The following is a 19,701-nucleotide window of genomic DNA, read 5'->3' as shown; positions in this document are numbered from 1 at the left end:
TTTTAGAATATGAGTCAATAAAAAAGAGATGCTGAGCATCTCTTTTTTATTACAAAGGATTAGTGTGCAGCGTCCCAATTTTGACCTTGGCCCACCTCTACCACGAAAGGAACTGAAATATCTAAGACAGATTGCATCACCTCCGCAATTTGTTTAGATAGCTCATCTGCAATCGTTTCATCTGCTTCAAATACCAATTCATCATGTACTTGAAGTAAAAGTTTTGCTTGGTCTTTTGGTAAAATTTTATCGACTGCGATCATGGCAAGTTTAATGATGTCGGCGGCACTACCTTGCAGTGGTGCATTAATCGCAGCACGTTCAGCAGCTTGTTTGATCATTTTATTGTTTGCCAAAATATCAGGTGTATACAGACGACGACCTAGAATGGTTTCTACAAAGCCTTGTTCACGAGCAATTTGACGGGTGCGTTCCATATAATCCAAAACGCCCGGATAACGCTGGAAATAACGTGCAATATAGCTACGAGATTCTTCCCGTGTAAACCCTAATTGGCGGGTTAAACCAAATTCAGACATCCCATAAAGCAAACCGAAATTGACGGCTTTCGCTTGACGGCGTTGGTCATTGGTAACATCTTCAATATCAATGCCAAGTACTTCAGCAGCAGTACGACGATGCACATCCTGACCTTGTTGGAACGCATGGACTAGCGCATCATCTTGAGAAAAATGCGCCATGAGACGAAGTTCAATTTGTGAATAATCGGCTGCCAACAAGACGCGACCTTCGGGTGCAATAAAAGCTCTGCGGATTTGACGACCAATCGGTGTACGAATTGGGATATTTTGTAGGTTTGGATCGGTTGAAGATAAGCGTCCAGTCGCTGTCAAAGCTTGATGATAGCTTGTGTGTACACGGTGTGTAGAATCATGCGATTGTTCAACCAAGCGATCTGTATAAGTATTTTTAAGTTTAGCTAAACCACGATGCTCTAAAATTACTTCTGCTAACGGATGCTCGATTTTTTCTAGAATACTTTCACTGGTGCTGTATTGACCAGTAGCTGTTTTTTTACCACCTTTGAGGCCTAAACGATCAAATAGCACCTCACCAACTTGTTTTGGAGAGGCAATGTTAAATGCTTCGCCTGCTAATTCGGTGGCTTGATTCTCTAAAGTTTGCATAGTTTCAGAGAATTCAACGCTGAGTTGATCTAGGAATGCGTGGTCAAGCTTAATCCCATCTTCTTCCATACCTGTTAGTACGCGTGCAACAGGCATTTCGATATTATGCAGAATATTGACAAGTTCAGGATGATGCTTAAGTTTAGCGGATAACACTTCATATAGACGGTAGGTTACATGAGCATCTTCAGCAGCATAGTGCGCAGCAACTTCGAGTTCAATTTGGTTAAAGGTTTTTTGTTTCGCACCTTTGCCTGCGATTTGTTCAAAAGTGGTTGTTAAATGGCTGAGATAAACACGTGCTACATCATCCATACCATGTCGTGTCGCTGCTGCATTCAATACATAAGAAGCGAGCATGGTGTCGAAGTACCAACCTTGGATCGTAATACCATGATTGGCAAAGATATGAGCATCATATTTTAAATGGTGTCCGATTTTCTTTACTTGTTCATTTTCGAGAATCGGTTTGATCTGTTCCAGAACATGTTCACGATTGAGTTGTTCAGGTGCTCCTTCATAATCATGAGCAACAGGAACATAATAGGCATCATGTGCATCAAATGCGACTGAGAAACCAACAAGTTCAGCAATACGATAATCTAAATTGGTTGTTTCTGTATCAATCGCAAAATGATCTGCTTGTTGCATGCGTTGCAACAATGTCGCCCAATCTGCTTGCGTGAGCACCGTATGATAAGTTGCATCACCTAATTGATCATCTTGACTAGAGAGATTGGCATGATCCTCAGCGATGACTTGCTCAGTTTTCTGTTCTGATTTGACAATACTTTGCGAGGTCTGTTGATATGCAGGCGTATTTGGGTTGTTAGGATGATCCAAAGACTGTAATTGATTACGAAATTCTAATTCAGTATAGAGATCACGTAATTGATTAATATTCGGATTGCTGAGTTTAAGATCATGCCAATCTAAGGCTAAATCAAGATCACAGACTATACTCGCAAGCTGATGGTCAATTTTAATATTGTCCAAATTATCTTTGATATTCTGGCTAATTTTGCCTTTGAGTTGATCTACATTGGCAATGATATTGTCGAGTGAACCATATTCGGTGAGTAGCTTTGCTGCTGTTTTAGCACCGACGCCAGGAACTCCCATGATGCCATCAGATGCATCACCCATCAAAGTAAGATAATCAATAATTTGATGTGGATGTACACCGAACTTTTCTAAAACACCTGCTTCATCAAGCACACGCTCTTTGAAACTATCCTCTAGCTTTACATGTGGATTTACAAGTTGCGCCATATCTTTATCTCCTGTTGAGATAAGAACATGGTGACCTTCTGAAAGCGCACGTTTGGTTAATGTGCCAATAATGTCATCGGCCTCAGCACCAGGAAGGCTGTAAAGGGGAATGCCTAGTGCTTTGATCAGTGCATGTAAATAAGGAATTTGTTGTGATAACTCCTCAGGCATGCTTGGGCGATCACCTTTATAAATTGGTGATAATTTATGCCTAAAGGTGGGCTCTGGTGTATCAAAAATAACTGCCATGTGCGTCGGTTGAGTGCGACGCATAAGTTTTTGAATCGCAGAACTTGCACCACGTATTGCATTGGTATGTAAGCCAGTAGATGTGGTTAATGGTGGTAATGCGTGAAAAGCACGAAATAAAAAATAAGACCCGTCAACCAAGACAAAAGGTGGCATTGTGCAAATCCTTATTATGAACTGACGGGTATTTTACGTGAAAAAGTCTGGGTTGTCCCTGTTGTGGTGTGATCAGGCGGCGGCTGGTGTCGTTTAAAAATTGCAGAATTTTGTATGTAAAAATAGCTGCTTACCCAGTGATCCAGTAAGATAGATTTAATAAATTTGTCATTATTGATCTAAGCCTATGTATAAAAAAGATAAACAGGGAATTATTATTGTTTTAATTGCATTGACTGTTTTGTTGGGTTTTGCTGTTGCTTTTCAGTGGCAAGCAACAATTGTTGCCACGGCAATTGGTCTAACTGTCGTTATTGTGCACATTCTTTCTGAGATCCATCTACGTTTGCGCCAATTGGAACAAGCTGCACCGAGTTATTTTGCGCAAACTTCGAGTATCACTGTACAACGAATCATTGTATATAGCGCTTCATTGATAGCGCTTTTTGCTTATGCCAATACGTGGATGTGGTTGGCTGGTGGGGCGCTATTGGTACTCATCCTGTGTCTGATTCAAACCATGAGTGCATTTCAAACGCGACTTTTACATTTAGAGCAATATCATCAGGATCTGTCTAAAACTGACAATCTTACGAAGGTGTCCCCACGACTCCAAAATCCAGATTCCTTGACTCAAGCCCCATTACCACAATCGTCATTATCCGCTTCCGGTTCACAATCAGAGCAGCCAGCATGGATGCGTGCTGATCAACCACCTGTGCATGATCAAACCACACCATCTTCTATAGATGAGATGAGTTCAAAACAAATCGAACAACCAACATGGTGGCGACCTGCTATTGATTGGATGATGCATGGCAATCCTATTTTGCGTGTTGCCGTGGCTGTACTTATGGTTGGGGTTGTCTTATTGCTTCGATTTGCAAGCGAACATTGGCAGTTAAGTTTGAGTGCTAAGCTTGGCTTTATTGCCGCTGCTGGAGGTATAACGACATTTGTAGGATATATATTACAAAAGAAAAATCAGTTATTTGCAGTTGCTTTACAAGGCCTAGGATTGGCAGTCGTTTTTCTGACATTGATCTTCTCACATCATTTTAGTGTGATTGCAAGTCTAACGAGTGCAAGCATTTTATTTGTGATTTTGCTCTCGCTGACTGTTTATCTCAGTCTAAAGCAACAAGCGTTGTATTTGGCATTGTTGGCATTGACCATGGCTTATCTTGCGCCGTTGGTGATTCCGCAACACCATCCAGATGTAATTTTTCTGTTTTCTTATTACTTCCTTATTAACCTAGCCGTTGCTGTTGTTAATTTTATTCAGCCTTGGAAAATTCTGCATCAAATTGCTTTTTTTGCCACGATGTTAATCGGCGGTGCTGTGATTGGCATTTATGCTGATCGTCAACAGTTTAATACGCTGGATATCATCCTCTGGTTGCATATTGCACTATTTATTTGGTTGAGTGTTCGCTATAGCCAGTTGATGTTACGTGCTCAAAAGCAGCATGATGATGTAAAACTAGATATGCCTCGTTTACAGCCGATTTTAGATATCGGATTGATTTTTAGTGTGCCCGTATTGGGTTTTTCTCTGCATGCTTATCTGATGCATAACTCGACTCAAGCATTGACTTGGGGAGCTGTTGCGCTTGCCTTAATTTATTTAGTTTTAAATATCTGGATTAAGCGCCAATATCCACAGCTTTCGATTTTGGCAAAAAGCTTTTTTATTCTTGCAGTCGTATTTTTGGCACTGATTTTTCCATTGGCCAAAGGTGCACATTGGACTTCAACGGGGTGGGTAATTCAAGGAACTGCTTTAATTGTTTGGGGGGTAACGGAACGTTATCGTCTTAGCCGTTATATTGGGGTTGCCTTAGTGTTGTTAAGCTCAGTGGCATTGATTTTTCAGGTTTGGTCAACTGAGCAATTTCCAATTTTGAGTACTATGATTTATGCATTGGCTCAATTCATTTCAGCATTTTATTTACTACATTATCAGGATGTGGAGAAATATTTCAGTGCACGTATGCTAAGTGGCATATTTGTCATTTTGGGTATGTATGCAGGAGCGATTGCAGGTGTGGAATTCATGCAATGGCAACAACATGGTTTGAGTCCATATTTAGCGATTGCAACTGGATTACTCGTAATTTATAGCTTGCTTGTTGATTACAAAGGCCAAGTCCGTTGGGATCGTATTCAGTTGATCTTATTGGCGGGTCTGTTATTTTTACTTTATGCAGCAAGTTTTGCAGCAAACGTATATGCAGTATGGCATTGGCCAAGTGCTTTAAGTCAGGCCACTTTTGCGCTGGCGGCAGTGCTTCTCAGTCTGATGCTACTTCGTCTTAAATTTTCTAATTCCAAAGTATATACAGATATTTGGTCAACCTTGTTGTGGTTAAGTCTGGCGATTATTGGTTTAGCTCTATTTCCAGCGATGCCGATTGTCGCACTTGCAATTGTTCCACTTCTCTATGGGATGTTGTCATTTAGCTCAAAACGAATGCAGTTACTTCAACAATTACCTGTTTGGTGCTTAACCTTGTTTTGGTTATTGTTGATTAGTTTAGATCCTTATTCTGCTGAGCAATATTACTTTTTCCCACTGTTAAATTTTACTGATATTTTCTCATTGTTGATGTTTGCTGGTCTGATTTGGATTATTTATCACCATGACTTCAGTACTGAACGTTCAATTGAATGGAGCTTCAAAGTCTCGACGATTTTGATGGGATTATTGGTTTTGAGTAGTGTGGTGGTGCGAGCAATGCATCATTATTTCAACACACCACTATGGAGTGTTGAAATTTGGTCGAATGGTGATGTGCAATTAAGCTTAACGTTGCTTTGGGTTATTTTGGCATTTATTTTGATGACTTTTTCTAGTCGCCGCCATCTTCGTCAGATTTGGTTTGTTGGGGCGGCATTATTGGCAATCGTAGTTGCTAAGCTGTTATTACTGGATTTATCTCAAAGTGGTACGTTGACGCGTGTTATTTCATTTATTGGTTCAGGGGCAATTATGTTGGTGATTGCTTATTTAGCGCCATTGCCACCTGCACTTGATCAGACTGAGAAAGAGAGCTGATTAACTCTCTTTCGGTTCTTTTTTGAGTGCTTTCTGGTTTGCGTATTGATCGATTTCATCATTTTCTAATGGTAGAGGTCGGTCAATTAAGCCCATTTTAGGCACTGGGATTTCGATTGAGTTTTCCAAGAATCCATTGCGGACACGTTCTTGCATTTCATCGCGTACTTTCAATGCATTTTCTTGACGACACCACACAGAAAATAAAAGTTCAATGGTTGATTCTCTAAATGCTGTAACAGCGACTGCGGGTTTTGGATCATCCATGACTAGTGGATATTTTGTAGCAACTTCCAATAGAACTTGTCTGACTTTAATAATATCTTCATGGAAATTAATCGCCAATGTGATGGGAATCCTTCGTATCGGATACTTTGATAAATTCATTACTGGAGTTCGAATCAGTTGTTCATTGGGGAGGCGAATATAGACATTATCCAAAGTCAGGAGTTTGACTGATAAGAGGTCGATTGAGATGACTTCACCTTCAATAGTCTGACCACGAATGAGCGTGATTTGAATGGTATCACCGACTTCAAATGAGCCTTCACCAATCAAGAATAGACCGCTAATCAAGTTGGTGGCAGAAGTCTGTGAAGCAAAACCCAAAGCTACAGTTAAGATACCCGCTGCACCTAAGAAGACACTAAGTTTAAAGCCAGCTTCTCTCAAGCTGGTCATAATGAATAACAAGAAAATAAAGTAAAAAATACCCCGACGCCACAGTAAGCGTTGGTGTGCATTGAAACGGCTGCCAATCGTGCGGATAAAAGCATTGGATACTAATCGAGCGATCACAAACCCGATAAAACACAAAATAATCGCGACTGCGATTTCACTGAGCCGTTCAAAATTAATATTGGTGAAAATACTGGTGAGGTTGCTAGCAACATCTTTTGGAATATTCGTATCTGGCATAGCAACCTCTTAAAAGAATGAATCAAACATATTTAAAAAAGTACTATTGGGTGAGCGTGGAGGATGAATATAAGTGACTTCACCTGCCTGATGTGGTGTTCGATTTTCAATTCGAATACGAACTAACTCTTCACCATCATAATAAACTTTAATTTTCGAGGTCCATAGTCGTCCAGTGCCTTCACTATAGAATAGCGGCAGTGCAGGAACGGGGACATTCATTCGATCAAAACGTAATTGGTGATGACTGGTGTTGTGAAATTCAATCGGTGTAACGGCTCGAAAGGCACGGGGTGGTAATAAGTTGAGATCAGTTCGACCATCAACAGAAGTGGCATAACAAACTTCACCTTGTTGAGGGCTTTTACCAAACCAAGTGTCTTTAGGTTGAATGACAGGAATGTCGAATAACGGTTCGGTTAAGCCATCCACCAAGCCTGCAATCCATAACGGTGTGCTGATATAGAGCGTACCACGTTGACCTGCGGGGATATAAATCGGATCGACGGGCTTAATTACCACAGATCGATCTGCTAAGCGAGGCATTAAATGAAAGCTATCATTGGTTTTGTGAAACATATAGCGTTCAATTTTTGCAGGGTGTGGCATTGCAAACTCTGTATCCAGCAACGCTTGCCATTGCTGCTCATAGTCATGCTGAGATTGAGGGCGATGATACTCTAGACGCCATTCTTTGATTCCACGGGTAAGGCGGAATAGCAATGAACCGAATTGCCAAGCTTTGGCTTGCTGAATATCGAATTTTTGTTCGCCCCACCACTTCAAACTGTTTGAATGTGGAGTTTCGTATTGATTATTTTGAGACAAGATGCAAAATTCCTTTGTGAGTATGCTAAACAGACTTCACGCTGTAATCTGCTTAGAGTACACTCAATACTTTCTCTTATCATTATTTGTGTGATGCAAATACTTAAACAAATACAAATTCCTTATAGTTTTGCCAAACGTCATGGTGTTTTGTTCCGTTACGAAGGCGATCAAGTTTTTATTGTGCGGCGTAAGGATACTGCGCGAATTGCTTTGCAGGAAGCTCGACGAATTTTGGGGAAGTCGGGGCATGATCAATTGTGTACCGATCAAGAGTTTCATGCCTTATTAAGTTCGAGCTATGCAGGCGATACAGGTGAGTCGCAGCAAGTTGCGGCGGGCTTGGAAGATCATCCTGATTTATTGAGTCTCGCTGATCAAGTACCTGAGGCTGAAGATTTAATGGATCAAGAAGATGATGCGCCAATCGTCAGGTTGATCAATGCCTTATTGTCCGAAGCGATTCGAGTAAGCGCATCTGATATTCATATCGAAGCTTTCGAGAAAAAACTTTCAGTACGTTTACGAGTGGATGGTCAGCTTCGAGAAATCGTACAACCACGCCGTGAATTAGCACCGTTATTGGTTTCACGTATCAAAGTCATGGCAAAATTGGATATTGCTGAAAAGCGTATCCCTCAGGATGGCCGTATTTCATTACGTCTTGCTGGGCGTGAAGTCGATGTGCGTGTTTCAACATTGCCATCATCGCATGGTGAACGTGTGGTGATGCGTTTGTTGGATAAGCAAGCTGGGCGTTTAAATATGACCCATTTAGGCTTAATGCAAAATGATTATGATCGTTTGACTCAGTTGGTGCATCGTCCTCATGGCATTATCTTGGTAACTGGACCAACAGGTTCGGGTAAAACCACTACTCTATATGCAGCCCTCTCTGATCTGAATGACAATACGCGCAATATTCTGACGGCTGAAGACCCAATCGAATATCAATTGGAAGGCATTGGGCAGACCCAAGTAAATACCAAGGTGGATATGACCTTTGCTCGTGCACTCAAAGCGATGTTGCGTCAAGATCCTGATGTGGTGATGGTGGGGGAGATCCGTGATTTAGAAACTGCGGAAATTGCAGTACAAGCCTCTTTAACGGGTCACTTGGTGCTATCAACACTGCATACCAATACCGCAATTGGTGCGGTGACACGCTTAAAAGATATGGGAATTGAACCCTTCTTGCTGGCAAGCTCATTGATTGGTGTGATTGCACAGCGTCTTGTGCGTACCTTATGTCCACATTGTGTGACTTGGCGTAAAGCAGATGCTTTTGAGCGGCAAGTCTTTCAACATCTAAAAGTAGATGAGCATATGGAGTTGCCAGAACCTCATGGTTGCGATAAATGCTCACATGTAGGTTTTAGTGGGCGAACCGCGATTTATGAAATTGTTCCTGTCGATGAGTCAATGCGCCGTTTGATTCATGGTAATGCTGCTGAATACGAGTTGGAAAATCATGCACGTCGTCAAGCTGCGTCTATTCGTGATGATGGCTTATTAAAGGTATTAGCAGGTAAGACCACTTTAGAGGAAGTCTTACGAGTTACCAATGAAGCTGCTGAAGAGTAAGCTTTAATTAAGATTATAAAAAAACAGCATGCTAATGCATGCTGTTTTTTTATTCATGTAGTTAAGCAGTTACGACATTAAAATTCACATCGATATTATTGCGTGTCGCATTTGAGTAAGGGCAAACGATATGCGCTGCTGCTACAAGTTGTTCAGCCTCAGCCTGTTCCAAGCCAATTAGATACACATTCAATGTGACTTCGATCCCAAAACCATTCGGAATGGGGCCAATCCCAACTTCACCTTCGACATAAGCATCTTGGGTAATTTTCAATTTATCTCGGTTTGCGACAAACTTCATAGCACCTAAGAAACATGCTGAATAACCAGCAGCGAAAAGCTGTTCAGGATTGGTCACTTCACCACCAGCACCGCCCATTTCTTTTGGTACACCTAATTTGACATCCAATACACCATCAGAAGAGGTGGCACGACCATCACGACCACCAGTCGCTTTTGCTTTTGCGCGATAAACAACTTGTTCAAGAGACATAATTCTTATTCCTAATAATACTATTCAATGCCATTTGATCGTACTTGATCTAAATTAAAATACAAGTCAGCAAACGTTGCTATACCCTTAAAATAAAAAAGCATAAGTGCTGAGACTTATGCGAAAACTGAAAGAAAGATTACAAGAAAAAATTACCATAAGTCTGCAATTTTTTTCATCAGGCGAGCACGATAGCGTGCTGTTGGATTGTTGGCATTATTCTGGACTTCGTTTTCATAATATTGTTGCCATGCACGAATCATTTCCAGTGTTGTGCCTTTTTGTTTAATAATCACCACATCTTCACGTTGAATATAATCTAGACGCTGTCTCGCACCTTCTGGACCTGTACCCCAGCCAATAACCCACTGACCAAATGCATTTAAAGATAAATTTTGTGGTGTCATTGAATGAGTGGATGTTGGTGTTGACTCGTGTGTATTTTCATCTACTGATGTTGCGTATAGCTGTGTAGTAGCCCCAAGAAGTAAAAATGCTGCAATCAATCTAAACATGAATTAAAGCTTAAAATAAAAATGGTCGTGAGTGGTGATTAAATCAAAGCACAATTTTGCTTTGGTTTTAAGTCATTTAATCATTTGTATTAAATCACGATTTAATCCCAGCATATAGCTGAAAATTGACCAGTTCAGTCAGATTTAAATTTTTCAATTATGCTGATCACAAGTATTTGGGATAAAAATTAATAGTTCAATAATCGACGATGTTGCATCAATGGCATTGAGAGACGAATGGTCTTTTGTTCTGTTAGATCAATTGCACTGGTAATTAAAGCATGACCTTCAGTGTTCAACATTTGCAGGAGCTGTCCACGGCTATCTGTTATAGCTGCATGTCCCCATGTTTGGCGTTGTTGCCCATGCCATCCTTGTTGTGCTGCACCAAGAACATAGCATTGGCTGTCCATCGCACGTGCTTGAAGCAGTAGTTGCCAATGCAACTGACCTGTCGTGTAAGTAAATGCTGCAGGTGCTGTTAAAATATTGGCTCCTTGTTGGCGCAGTGTTAGAGCCAGCTCAGGGAAGCGCAGATCATAGCAGACCATAAGACCAATATTGCCAAAAGGCGTTTTGGCAATAACGGTTTCATCGCCAGGTTCAAAAAACTTTGATTCTTGATAACCGCCTACAGCATCACCGACTTGAACATCAAATAAGTGAATTTTGTCATAACGTGCTTCAGTACCTTCAGGACTAATGCATAAACTTACCGTACGAACCCGACCGTCAGAAATGATTGAACCATTAGGGCGGTATGGACAAGGAAGTGTGCCAGCGATAATCCAGATCTGATGACGATGTGCTAAATCTTCTAAACGTTTTTTAATACTTTCAAATTGTTCTGCAGTCTGACGTTGTTTACCTGCGGCAAAACAAACAAAGTTTTCAGGAAAAACGATTAGCTCAGCAGCTTGATCCTTACTTTGTTGAATCAATGATTCGATAATAGAGAAATTTAATTCAATATCATCTTGGGAGTTCATTTGTACAACGGAAAGTAAGGTCATAAGCTAGCCGAAATATATAATTTAATGATTAAGCATTTTGCTTGTGATCATCATTACTCAAGCAGTCTTGTTCTTTTTGCAACTGTTTAACCAGTGGTTCAAACATATTCTGGTTGTTTTCATTTAAGCGCATCAGCGTTTTGTGCGCATCAAGTACAGTATTTAACATAGCACTATGTGTGACATGTTCTTCTGTAAGCTCTAAAGTGCATACATTTGGATCGCCACAATAATTTAAAATCACAAATACTTGCCCTAAGCCCATACTATTGGCCAAGGTTGTAATATCTGGATTCGTTGAAAGCATGACAGCTTGTATGTTGTGAGCTTGCTTAAGCTTTAAACCTAATTTTGCCAGTATGCCTAAAACAGTACTGTCAATAAATGTGGTTTGGGTTAAGTCAACGATTGCACCAACAACATTTTGCTGCTGTTCAATTCGGTTGAGTAGTTTGTCTAGACTTATACAAGAGTGAGCACGCACTTCGCCAATAAGCTTGAAAATATGCGTTCCGTTCAAACTTGCATATTCAACATGACCTGTTGACATATAAATGCCATTTTCAGAGAAAGGATATAAAATTATCCCATAGTGATATTCTAGACACAAGTACTTGGATGGTGTGACTTGGTTAAAATATTGATTTTAAAGTTAATTCAATCGACAGAGACTTAGGATTGCTATATCGTCAGCAACATGTTCAGGAGCTTGGAAAGCATTGTTCTGAAGATGTTCAACTAATTGGTTGAACTGATCATTGAGCCTGCCATCAAAAGGTTCTAATGCGCCATCTGAGCATAAAATAAACCGTGCTTGAGGGTTGAGGATGCAATGATGTTCTTCCACGTCTAGTTCTTCTGTAAGACCTAAAGGAAAACTACTTGTGGTTAAAATTTGTGGTGGTTGGTTTGGTTCGAAAATAATTGGAGGGGGGTAGTGCCCCGCACTAGACCAACGTACTTCATTGGTTTCTAAATTTAGAATAGCAGCAACCATTGTAATATGTTTTTCAATATTTTCTTGCATCAACATGGCATTCAGTTTTTTTATCAATTGACTTGGTGTTTTTGAACGACCATGAAAGGCAGCCATCCATGAAGTCAATAAACTACTCGTCACACCATGCCCAGAAACATCCGCAAGATAAAATAAGACTTCTTTATCATTCAAACGCCAATAATCATACCAGTCACCTGACAAATAGGCAGAGGGTTGGAAAAAAGATTCAAATTGATAATTTGGCAGTGTGATTGGGTTTGGCAATAAGCGTTTTTGTAGTTCAGCTGCTGAAGGCAAATCTCGACTATCTTGATTGCGTTTGTATTGGGCATCAATTTTAAATAAAGCGTGTTTAGGATTTTTAGGCAAATTGTCCCACATCCAACCAGCTAAAGCTCCCATTTCCCAAGCTTGAGCCAAGGCAGCGCCTTCATGCTCGAAAGCGAGCACAATTGTTGGGAGTTTCCACTGATATTTTAAAAAATCTTGTACATCAGCAATCGCAATAATCGTTTGATCGTATAAATCCAAATCATGAACTTGAATGATTTGTAGAGTCGGTAACTCTGTTAAAGCTTGATCTAAGAAAGGTATTGAGCGCGTAGGTTGGATGAAATACATAGACGAATAGTCAATCCTTTGGGTGATCATTTTTTAATTCATCATAGATGAAAGATGACCTAAAACATAGTGTTACTATAGTCGAAATGACATAGTAACACTGAAGTTTGTAAGACAATATTATTAATCAATTATTCAGTATCATTATCGAGTGAAGTATCGTCATCAAAATCATCTTCACCATTTACAAAGGAAATATCATTCGCATCGCCTCGTTTCTCAGCGATTTGGAATGCTTTACGCTGTAAATAAAAATCACGAATCATGGAATATTTATCGCCTCTAAGCGTTTCTTCAATATCTAGAATTTGTGATCGTGTATCAATGGCTTGTAATACATTAGTTGACCAATAAATGCCGTCTTGATCATCAAGTAGATATTTTTGGGGGCGACCAAAACTATCAGCTGCTAGGCCAGCGCCATCACGAAAAGTACTTGGACCAAAAAAAGGCAACATGACATAAGGACCAGAAGGGACTCCATAATAGCCTAATGTCACACCAAAACTTTCTTCTTCAGTTTGTAAACCTAAGCGGCGTGCCGGATCGGCAAAGCCTAAAGTTGTTAATGTGTTGATGGTAAAGCGACCTAATGTTTTTGCAGCACGACTAGGTTTGCCTTGAATAATTTGGTTTACAGCATTCCAAGGTTCGCCTAAATTTTTTCTAAATTGGCGATAAGGGCTGCGAACAGGTTCTGGAACTTTAGCTGCGTATTGTATAGCGACAGGTTTGAGTAAATTACGATCTAGAGCATCGTTAAAAGTAAAAATTTTTCGATTTAATCCCTGCAAAGGATCTTTTACCTCATCTGGTTGGGCTGCATTTGCATTTACTTTTAGATCATCTTTGGTTAAGTGTTTTAAATCTTTGATTGCTTGAATTGTGGTTATTCTTTGAGTTGTTGGGCTTGCAGTTGCTTCTGTAGCTGAGCTCGTTGCGTTTGCTACTTCATTTTGAGCAAATACGGATGAACATGCTCCAGCAGTTAACAACCCAAGCAAGATAAAATTGGAGTAATGCATATAAATCCTTAATCGCTTTGAGCGAAATACTGTCATAAAGTGATTGCGTCACTCAACGCAATAGCTATGTAAAAAGGAATACGATTTAATTATTCACTCTTTATTAAAGCAAATTCACTAACAAAATATAAGAAGAAATGTAAATTTGATCTAAAAACGTTCACTTGATAATAAAAATTAGAGAAGGGTGTTGCATTGGGTGGGAAATGCTGTAGAATGCACATCCATCGGCGGTGATGCAGATAAAAACTTGTTGATAAACAAGGATTTGGCTTTAGTGGTTAGATTTTTGGGTTGTTTGATAAGTTTTAAAAATATCTAAATTACCTGTTGACTTTTAAGAGATTGAGAGTAATATAGCCGACCTAGCTTGATGATGACGAATCATCGAGAAGATCATTAAGAGAATAGAAGAACAACTTGTGTGGATTTTTACTGGTTGATCAATCGAAAATATTTCATTGATTAGATGGTAGAAATTACTCGAAGTTTATTTGAGAAATTAATGTCAGAAAATTGATGAGCCAAGATTTGTAGCCATAAGCTACTAATGATTTTAAACTGAAGAGTTTGATCATGGCTCAGATTGAACGCTGGCGGCAGGCTTAACACATGCAAGTCGAGCGGGGAAGTGTAGCTTGCTACATTACCTAGCGGCGGACGGGTGAGTAATGCTTAGGAATCTGCCTATTAGTGGGGGACAACATTCCGAAAGGAATGCTAATACCGCATACGTCCTACGGGAGAAAGCAGGGGATCTTCGGACCTTGCGCTAATAGATGAGCCTAAGTCGGATTAGCTAGTTGGTGGGGTAAAGGCCTACCAAGGCGACGATCTGTAGCGGGTCTGAGAGGATGATCCGCCACACTGGGACTGAGACACGGCCCAGACTCCTACGGGAGGCAGCAGTGGGGAATATTGGACAATGGGCGGAAGCCTGATCCAGCCATGCCGCGTGTGTGAAGAAGGCCTTTTGGTTGTAAAGCACTTTAAGCGAGGAGGAGGCTACTCTAGTTAATACCTAGAGATAGTGGACGTTACTCGCAGAATAAGCACCGGCTAACTCTGTGCCAGCAGCCGCGGTAATACAGAGGGTGCGAGCGTTAATCGGATTTACTGGGCGTAAAGCGTGCGTAGGCGGCTGATTAAGTCGGATGTGAAATCCCTGAGCTTAACTTAGGAATTGCATTCGATACTGGTCAGCTAGAGTATGGGAGAGGATGGTAGAATTCCAGGTGTAGCGGTGAAATGCGTAGAGATCTGGAGGAATACCGATGGCGAAGGCAGCCATCTGGCCTAATACTGACGCTGAGGTACGAAAGCATGGGGAGCAAACAGGATTAGATACCCTGGTAGTCCATGCCGTAAACGATGTCTACTAGCCGTTGGGGCCTTTGAGGCTTTAGTGGCGCAGCTAACGCGATAAGTAGACCGCCTGGGGAGTACGGTCGCAAGACTAAAACTCAAATGAATTGACGGGGGCCCGCACAAGCGGTGGAGCATGTGGTTTAATTCGATGCAACGCGAAGAACCTTACCTGGTCTTGACATAGTAAGAACTTTCCAGAGATGGATTGGTGCCTTCGGGAACTTACATACAGGTGCTGCATGGCTGTCGTCAGCTCGTGTCGTGAGATGTTGGGTTAAGTCCCGCAACGAGCGCAACCCTTTTCCTTATTTGCCAGCGGGTTAAGCCGGGAACTTTAAGGATACTGCCAGTGACAAACTGGAGGAAGGCGGGGACGACGTCAAGTCATCATGGCCCTTACGACCAGGGCTACACACGTGCTACAATGGTCGGTACAAAGGGTTGCTACCTAGCGATAGGATGCTAATCTCAAAAAGCCGATCGTAGTCCGGATTGGAGTCTGCAACTCGACTCCATGAAGTCGGAATCGCTAGTAATCGCGGATCAGAATGCCGCGGTGAATACGTTCCCGGGCCTTGTACACACCGCCCGTCACACCATGGGAGTTTGTTGCACCAGAAGTAGGTAGTCTAACCGTAAGGAGGACGCTTACCACGGTGTGGCCGATGACTGGGGTGAAGTCGTAACAAGGTAGCCGTAGGGGAACCTGCGGCTGGATCACCTCCTTAACGAAAGATTGATGGCCGGTAAGAATCCACAACAAGTTGTTCTTCGAAGATGTATCTGAGGGTCTGTAGCTCAGTTGGTTAGAGCACACGCTTGATAAGCGTGGGGTCACAAGTTCAAGTCTTGTCAGACCCACCACTACTGACGAAGTGATGAATAATCACAAGCTGCTAGATGAGAAGATATATCGTTCATTATGATTAAAGCTGGGGACTTAGCTTAGTTGGTAGAGCGCCTGCTTTGCACGCAGGAGGTCAGGAGTTCGACTCTCCTAGTCTCCACCACGTACTTTACGAAGTACGAGCTAAAGTAAATTATAGAAATTAATAAATATCTAAATAAATCAAAAGAGATTTTGATTTGAGTTTATTAACTTCTGTGATTTATCACAGTTTACTGCAAGCTGACGAGGCTGTAGTTAATCATTAACAGATTAGTAGAATTGAGTCTGAAATAAATTGTTCACTCAATTCATTCGAAAGAATGAAATTGAGAACTAGCAAAAACACTGAATCAAGCGTTTTGGTATATGAATTTAGATTGAAGCTGTACGGTGCTTAAGTGCACGAGGCAACAAACTGGATGAGAGCGATGTGAGTTGAAAAACAAACATAGCAATCTGTCCTAACCTTACTTGTAAGGGTTAGCGACTGTTTGGGGTTGTATAGTCAAGTAATTAAGTGCATGTGGTGGATGCCTTGGCAGTCAGAGGCGATGAAAGACGTGATAGCCTGCGAAAAGCTCCGGGGAGGCGGCAAATATCCTTTGATCCGGAGATATCTGAATGGGGGAACCCACCCGCTATAAGGCGGGTATCATAAGCTGAATACATAGGCTTATGAAGCGAACGAGGGGAAGTGAAACATCTCAGTACCCTTAGGAAAAGAAATCAATTGAGATTCCCTTAGTAGCGGCGAGCGAACGGGGATCAGCCCATTAAGTTGTGTGTGTTCTAGTGGAACGCTCTGGGAAGTGCGAACGTAGAGGGTGATATTCCCGTACACGAAAGGGCACACACAATGATGACGAGTAGGGCGAGGCACGTGAAACCTTGTCTGAATATGGGGGGACCATCCTCCAAGGCTAAATACTCCTGACTGACCGATAGTGAACCAGTACCGTGAGGGAAAGGCGAAAAGAACCCCTGTGAGGGGAGTGAAATAGATCCTGAAACCGCATGCATACAAGCAGTGGGAGCACCTTCGTGGTGTGACTGCGTACCTTTTGTATAATGGGTCAGCGACTTATATTCAGTAGCGAGGTTAACCGCATAGGGGAGCCGTAGAGAAATCGAGTCTTAATAGGGCGTATAGTTGCTGGGTATAGACCCGAAACCAGGCGATCTATCCATGAGCAGGTTGAAGGTTGGGTAACACTAACTGGAGGACCGAACCCACTGTCGTTGAAAAGCCAGGGGATGACTTGTGGATAGGGGTGAAAGGCTAATCAAGCCTGGTGATAGCTGGTTCTCCCCGAAAGCTATTTAGGTAGCGCCTCGGACGAATACCATTGGGGGTAGAGCACTGTTTCGGCTAGGGGGTCATCCCGACTTACCAAACCGATGCAAACTCCGAATACCAATGAGTACTATCCGGGAGACAGACTGCGGGTGCTAACGTCCGTAGTCAAGAGGAAAACAATCCAGACCGCCAGCTAAGGCCCCAAAATCATAGTTAAGTGGGAAACGATGTGGGAAGGCATAGACAGCTAGGAGGTTGGCTTAGAAGCAGCCACCCTTTAAAGAAAGCGTAATAGCTCACTAGTCGAGTCGGCCTGCGCGGAAGATGTAACGGGGCTAAAACTATGTGCCGAAGCTGCGGATTTGACATTAGTCAAGTGGTAGGGGAGCGTTCTGTAAGCCGATGAAGGTGTATTGAGAAGTATGCTGGAGGTATCAGAAGTGCGAATGCTGACGTGAGTAACGACAAAACGGGTGAAAAACCCGTTCGCTGAAAGACCAAGGGTTCCAGTCCAACGTTAATCGGGGCTGGGTGAGTCGACCCCTAAGGCGAGGCCGAGAGGCGTAGTCGATGGGAAATTGGTTAATATTCCAATACTTCTGTGTAATGCGATGAGAGGACGGAGAAGGTTAAGTCAGCCTGGCGTTGGTTGTCCAGGTGGAAGACAGTAGGCATGCATCTTAGGCAAATCCGGGGTGCTCTATGCTGAGAGTCGATAGCAAGCTGTACTTGTACAGTGAAGTGGCTGATACCATGCTTCCAGGAAAAGTCTCTAAGCTTCAGTTACACAGGAATCGTACCCGAAACCGACACAGGTGGTCAGGTCGAGTAGACCAAAGCGCTTGAGAGAACTCTGCTGAAGGAACTAGGCAAAATGGTACCGTAACTTCGGGAGAAGGTACGCTGCTGACGGTGATGGGACTTGCTCCCTGAGCTATTGGCAGCCACAGAAACCAGGCCGCTGCAACTGTTTATTAAAAACATAGCACTCTGCAAACACGAAAGTGGACGTATAGGGTGTGATGCCTGCCCGGTGCTGGAAGGTTAATTGATGGGGTTAGCGTAAGCGAAGCTCTTGATCGAAGCCCCAGTAAACGGCGGCCGTAACTATAACGGTCCTAAGGTAGCGAAATTCCTTGTCGGGTAAGTTCCGACCTGCACGAATGGCATAATGATGGCGGCGCTGTCTCCAGCAGAGGCTCAGTGAAATCGAAATCGCTGTGAAGATGCAGTGTACCCGCGGCTAGACGGAAAGACCCCGTGAACCTTTACTGCAGCTTGACATTGAACTTTGACCTTACTTGTGTAGGATAGGTGGGAGGCTTTGAAGTTGGAACGCTAGTTCCAATGGAGCCGTCCTTGAAATACCACCCTGGTAATGTTGAGGTTCTAACTCTGTCCCGTTATCCGGGACGAGGACCATGTCTGGTGGGTAGTTTGACTGGGGCGGTCTCCTCCTAAAGAGTAACGGAGGAGTACGAAGGTGCGCTCAGCGTGGTCGGAAATCACGCGTAGAGTATAAAGGCAAAAGCGCGCTTAACTGCGAGACCCACAAGTCGAGCAGGTACGAAAGTAGGTCTTAGTGATCCGGTGGTTCTGTATGGAAGGGCCATCGCTCAACGGATAAAAGGTACTCTGGGGATAACAGGCTGATACCGCCCAAGAGTTCATATCGACGGCGGTGTTTGGCACCTCGATGTCGGCTCATCTCATCCTGGGGCTGAAGCAGGTCCCAAGGGTATGGCTGTTCGCCATTTAAAGAGGTACGCGAGCTGGGTTTAGAACGTCGTGAGACAGTTCGGTCCCTATCTACCGTGGGCGCTGGAAATTTGAGAGGATCTGCTCCTAGTACGAGAGGACCAGAGTGGACGAACCTCTGGTGTACCGGTTGTGACGCCAGTCGCATCGCCGGGTAGCTATGTTCGGAAGGGATAACCGCTGAAAGCATCTAAGCGGGAAGCCTACCTCAAGATAAGATTTCCCTAGGAATTTATTCCTCTAAAGAGCCGTTCGAGACTAGGACGTTGATAGGTTGGGTGTGGAAGCACGGTGACGTGTGAAGCTGACCAATACTAATTGCTCGTGAGGCTTGACTATACAACACCCAAACAGTTGTTGTATTCAAGATAAATTCAATACATAACTTGATTTAGTGTCAAAACTAGTTACAATACGACTCGATTAACTAATCCGTTAATAACTCTTTCGGTACTAAGTGGCATGAACTTAATAATAAGTTCAAAAGTAAGACCACCCAAAGCCAAAAC

11 protein-coding genes, 2 tRNA genes and 2 rRNA genes are annotated in these 19,701 nt (G+C 42.5%); 6 read left to right on the top strand and 9 right to left on the bottom strand.

Annotated elements, in window-relative coordinates:
* Positions 1 to 59 precede the first annotated feature (59 nt).
* Entirely contained in the window at positions 60 to 2,825 is a 2,766-nt protein-coding gene (polA, locus tag DS737_RS12935) for a DNA polymerase I (protein WP_005085272.1), read from the bottom strand.
* 187 nt (positions 2,826 to 3,012) lie between these two features.
* Between polA and DS737_RS12930 the strand changes: the two genes are divergently transcribed.
* The gene (locus DS737_RS12930) at positions 3,013 to 5,883 is read left to right on the top strand and encodes a DUF2339 domain-containing protein (RefSeq protein ID WP_113997714.1); all 2,871 of its coding nucleotides are present in this window, start codon (positions 3,013 to 3,015) and stop codon (positions 5,881 to 5,883) included.
* Here DS737_RS12930 and DS737_RS12925 read toward each other — a convergent pair whose 3' ends face one another.
* A complete protein-coding gene (locus DS737_RS12925) occupies positions 5,884 to 6,801 on the bottom strand; it encodes a mechanosensitive ion channel family protein (protein ID WP_005085267.1) in 918 nt (305 codons plus the stop codon).
* A 9-nt stretch (positions 6,802 to 6,810) separates the two neighbouring features.
* Positions 6,811 to 7,629, bottom strand: a complete 819-nt coding sequence (locus tag DS737_RS12920; RefSeq protein WP_004637985.1) for a hypothetical protein — start codon at positions 7,627 to 7,629, stop codon at positions 6,811 to 6,813.
* Between the two features lie 93 nt (positions 7,630 to 7,722).
* Between DS737_RS12920 and gspE the strand changes: the two genes are divergently transcribed.
* A complete protein-coding gene (gspE, locus tag DS737_RS12915) occupies positions 7,723 to 9,213 on the top strand; it encodes a type II secretion system ATPase GspE (RefSeq protein WP_005085264.1) in 1,491 nt (496 codons plus the stop codon).
* 61 nt (positions 9,214 to 9,274) lie between these two features.
* Here gspE and DS737_RS12910 read toward each other — a convergent pair whose 3' ends face one another.
* The 6 genes from DS737_RS12910 to DS737_RS12885 form a co-directional block, all read right to left on the bottom strand.
* Positions 9,275 to 9,706, bottom strand: a complete 432-nt coding sequence (locus tag DS737_RS12910) for an organic hydroperoxide resistance protein (protein WP_005092369.1) — start codon at positions 9,704 to 9,706, stop codon at positions 9,275 to 9,277.
* A 152-nt stretch (positions 9,707 to 9,858) separates the two neighbouring features.
* Positions 9,859 to 10,221 (bottom strand): DUF4951 domain-containing protein, encoded by a 363-nt coding sequence (locus DS737_RS12905; RefSeq protein WP_004637988.1) that lies wholly within the window; start codon positions 10,219 to 10,221, stop codon positions 9,859 to 9,861.
* A gap of 188 nt (positions 10,222 to 10,409) precedes the next feature.
* On the bottom strand, positions 10,410 to 11,234 hold the full coding sequence (locus DS737_RS12900; RefSeq protein ID WP_113997713.1) for a carbon-nitrogen hydrolase family protein: 825 nt from the start codon (positions 11,232 to 11,234) through the stop codon (positions 10,410 to 10,412).
* 28 nt (positions 11,235 to 11,262) lie between these two features.
* Entirely contained in the window at positions 11,263 to 11,784 is a 522-nt protein-coding gene (gigB, locus tag DS737_RS12895) for an anti-anti-sigma factor GigB (protein ID WP_004637990.1), read from the bottom strand.
* A gap of 102 nt (positions 11,785 to 11,886) precedes the next feature.
* Complete coding sequence (gene gigA, locus DS737_RS12890) at positions 11,887 to 12,855, bottom strand: RsbU family protein phosphatase GigA (RefSeq protein WP_004637991.1); 969 nt, start codon at positions 12,853 to 12,855, stop codon at positions 11,887 to 11,889.
* 131 nt (positions 12,856 to 12,986) lie between these two features.
* The gene (locus DS737_RS12885; protein ID WP_113997712.1) at positions 12,987 to 13,880 is read right to left on the bottom strand and encodes an MlaA family lipoprotein; all 894 of its coding nucleotides are present in this window, start codon (positions 13,878 to 13,880) and stop codon (positions 12,987 to 12,989) included.
* 558 nt (positions 13,881 to 14,438) lie between these two features.
* Here DS737_RS12885 and DS737_RS12880 point away from each other — a divergent pair.
* The 4 genes from DS737_RS12880 to DS737_RS12865 all read left to right on the top strand — a co-directional run bounded on the left by DS737_RS12880 (position 14,439) and on the right by DS737_RS12865 (position 19,531).
* Positions 14,439 to 15,976, top strand: a 16S ribosomal RNA gene (locus DS737_RS12880).
* 59 nt (positions 15,977 to 16,035) lie between these two features.
* Positions 16,036 to 16,112 (top strand) — tRNA-Ile (locus DS737_RS12875).
* Between the two features lie 70 nt (positions 16,113 to 16,182).
* A tRNA-Ala gene (locus DS737_RS12870) sits at positions 16,183 to 16,258 on the top strand.
* 382 nt (positions 16,259 to 16,640) lie between these two features.
* A 23S ribosomal RNA gene (locus tag DS737_RS12865) occupies positions 16,641 to 19,531 on the top strand.
* Together the 16S and 23S rRNA genes with 2 tRNA genes alongside form the textbook arrangement of a ribosomal RNA operon.
* The last annotated feature ends 170 nt before the right edge of the window (positions 19,532 to 19,701 follow it).

Origin of the sequence: Acinetobacter haemolyticus (assembly GCF_003323815.1) — a bacterium.
Classification (GTDB): Bacteria; Pseudomonadota; Gammaproteobacteria; order Pseudomonadales; family Moraxellaceae; genus Acinetobacter; species Acinetobacter haemolyticus.
This window is presented reverse-complemented; position numbering and strand designations above follow the sequence as displayed.

Bases quoted from the DNA above. Each gene is read 5' to 3' on its own strand.
- polA (WP_005085272.1), bottom strand. From the start codon at position 2,825: ATGCCACCTTTTGTCTTGGTTGACGGGTCTTATTTTTTATTTCGTGCT.
- DS737_RS12930 (WP_113997714.1), top strand. From the start codon at position 3,013: ATGTATAAAAAAGATAAACAGGGAATTATTATTGTTTTAATTGCATTG.
- DS737_RS12925 (WP_005085267.1), bottom strand. From the start codon at position 6,801: ATGCCAGATACGAATATTCCAAAAGATGTTGCTAGCAACCTCACCAGT.
- gspE (WP_005085264.1), top strand. From the start codon at position 7,723: ATGCAAATACTTAAACAAATACAAATTCCTTATAGTTTTGCCAAACGT.
- DS737_RS12910 (WP_005092369.1), bottom strand. From the start codon at position 9,706: ATGTCTCTTGAACAAGTTGTTTATCGCGCAAAAGCAAAAGCGACTGGT.
- DS737_RS12905 (WP_004637988.1), bottom strand. From the start codon at position 10,221: ATGTTTAGATTGATTGCAGCATTTTTACTTCTTGGGGCTACTACACAG.
- DS737_RS12900 (WP_113997713.1), bottom strand. From the start codon at position 11,234: ATGACCTTACTTTCCGTTGTACAAATGAACTCCCAAGATGATATTGAA.
- gigB (WP_004637990.1), bottom strand. From the start codon at position 11,784: ATGTCAACAGGTCATGTTGAATATGCAAGTTTGAACGGAACGCATATT.
- gigA (WP_004637991.1), bottom strand. From the start codon at position 12,855: ATGTATTTCATCCAACCTACGCGCTCAATACCTTTCTTAGATCAAGCT.
- DS737_RS12885 (WP_113997712.1), bottom strand. From the start codon at position 13,880: ATGCATTACTCCAATTTTATCTTGCTTGGGTTGTTAACTGCTGGAGCA.